The sequence below is a fragment of the Actinokineospora sp. genome (genome assembly GCF_050699995.1).
Lineage (GTDB): Bacteria > Actinomycetota > Actinomycetes > Mycobacteriales > Pseudonocardiaceae > Actinokineospora.
Genome location: NZ_JBOHGC010000662.1, coordinates 1 through 1655, shown reverse-complemented (window position 1 = coordinate 1655; position 1655 = coordinate 1). Strand labels below are relative to the sequence as shown.

At 69.6% G+C, this 1655-nt stretch carries 2 protein-coding genes; one reads left to right on the top strand and one right to left on the bottom strand.

The genetic code is table 11. The annotated features are described in order from the left end of the window. A partial coding sequence (locus tag ACRDSQ_RS32590; protein ID WP_431426493.1) for a hypothetical protein occupies nucleotides 1–1030 on the bottom strand: 1030 nt, incomplete at its 3' end. A gap of 204 nt (nucleotides 1031–1234) precedes the next feature. Between ACRDSQ_RS32590 and ACRDSQ_RS32585 the strand changes: the two genes are divergently transcribed. Beyond that, nucleotides 1235–1655: hypothetical protein (locus tag ACRDSQ_RS32585; protein ID WP_431426492.1), on the top strand; the 421-nt coding region annotated here is incomplete at its 3' end.

Below are 1655 nucleotides of genomic sequence, written 5' to 3'. Positions count from 1 at the left end.
AGACCACCATCTGGCCGCCGAGTGCCGCGACCGCGGTGTGGTCGCTGCGCTTCGCCGGCGGTGTTCCGAGCACGGTGGGTTCCTTCCACCGGTACGTGTAGTCGGCGCCCGTCGGGTTGTCGTCGCGAGTGATGAACCAGGTGTCGTTGCGCGGCTGACCATCACTCCCGATGCCGCCAAAGTACACCTGTGCCTGGAAGTCGGGCACCTTCGCCATTTCTACCCCGCTGTGGGCATGGCGGGGATCGGGGCGATTGCCGGTCACCTGATCCGCCGCCGGCAGCACGCGGGCATCCCAGAACCCACCGTCCGCCGGCAGGAAACGGGACAGCGTGTCGCCCCACGAGGGGCTCGCCGGTGGCGCCGTGGTCCCGCGCTTGCCGCCGAACACTCGGTGGTGGGGAGGACGGAAACCGCCCGTCACCAGCACGCGACCGTCACGCAGGGTCGTAGAGGTGGGATACCATCGCCAGTCGTGCATCAGCCCCGGATTCGGAAGTGGCCAGGTGCTCTGGTTGGTGCCGGACCCCGGCTGGACGAGGCGTGACTGTTTCTCCCCGTAGGAATGGGTGACGTGGTCGTCGCCACCGGCGAACACGATGCGCCCGTCCGTCCCCAGCGGGGCATGGCTCGTGCAGAACAGGTTCATCACCGGGGCCGGCGGCGCGGGATCCGCTAACGGTGGCCCCCAGCCCGCGCTCGGCGATTCCGCGCAGGCGTCGTTGCCGGGTCCCCAGCGCCACTCGCCTCCGCGGAAGGGATGGCCGAGGTACTGCCCCGCGAACCACAGGATGCGGCTGCTGTCGGGGTTGTTCGCCTCGGGAACCAGCAGGAGATGGATCGCGTATTTCCCCTCGTTCCCCGCGCTCCAGTTCTCGGGCGGAGTCCACCTGCCCTCCAGGTTGGCTTGGGCGTGCACGCGGGGTGTGCCGAACGACAGCAGGACAAGGCTCGCGAGGATGGATGCGACGTACCGGGAGTGAAGGAGGGGTGCGCAAGCGTACCCGGGGGCCGTGACGACGCTCAGCATGATGGGCCTCCACGCGCGATGACCAGCAGGCACAAGCAGAGACGCGACCGCGGCGGGAGGTTGGGCAGGCGGCGGGGCGGCGCGACGGCGAACGAGAAAACGCTAGCCCCCCCCCCCCGGGGCTCTGTCAACATCTTTCTCGTGGTCGGGCTCGGCCCGGATGGGCCCTGCGCTTGATCGCAGTCCGAACAGTGGGATGTCGATGTGACCCCTCGCTCGCTGCCACTCCTCGCGACCACCCTCATGCTCGCGCTGCCCGCGTCTGCGTGGGCGCAGCTCTGGAGCCCGTCCACCGGCGTGCCGGTGTGCGGGGACTCCTGCGGAACGAACTACCACCGCGTGATCGAGGACGGGGCGGGAGGCGTCTACGTCGCGTGGACCGACGCCCGCAACCAACTTGACTCAGATGCCTACCTGCAGCGCATCACGGCGGCGGGGCAGGTCTCCCCGGGTTGGCCTGCTGAGGGACTCTTGCTGTGCTCGCTGCCGAGGTCGCAGTCGCCCCAGGCGGTCGCGCTCGACGGCGAGGGGGGCGTCTTCGTCGCGTGGTACGACGACCGCGATGCGGTCTCCTTCGATGCCTACGTCCAGCGGGTGCGGGGTGACGGGACCATCCCCTCCGGCT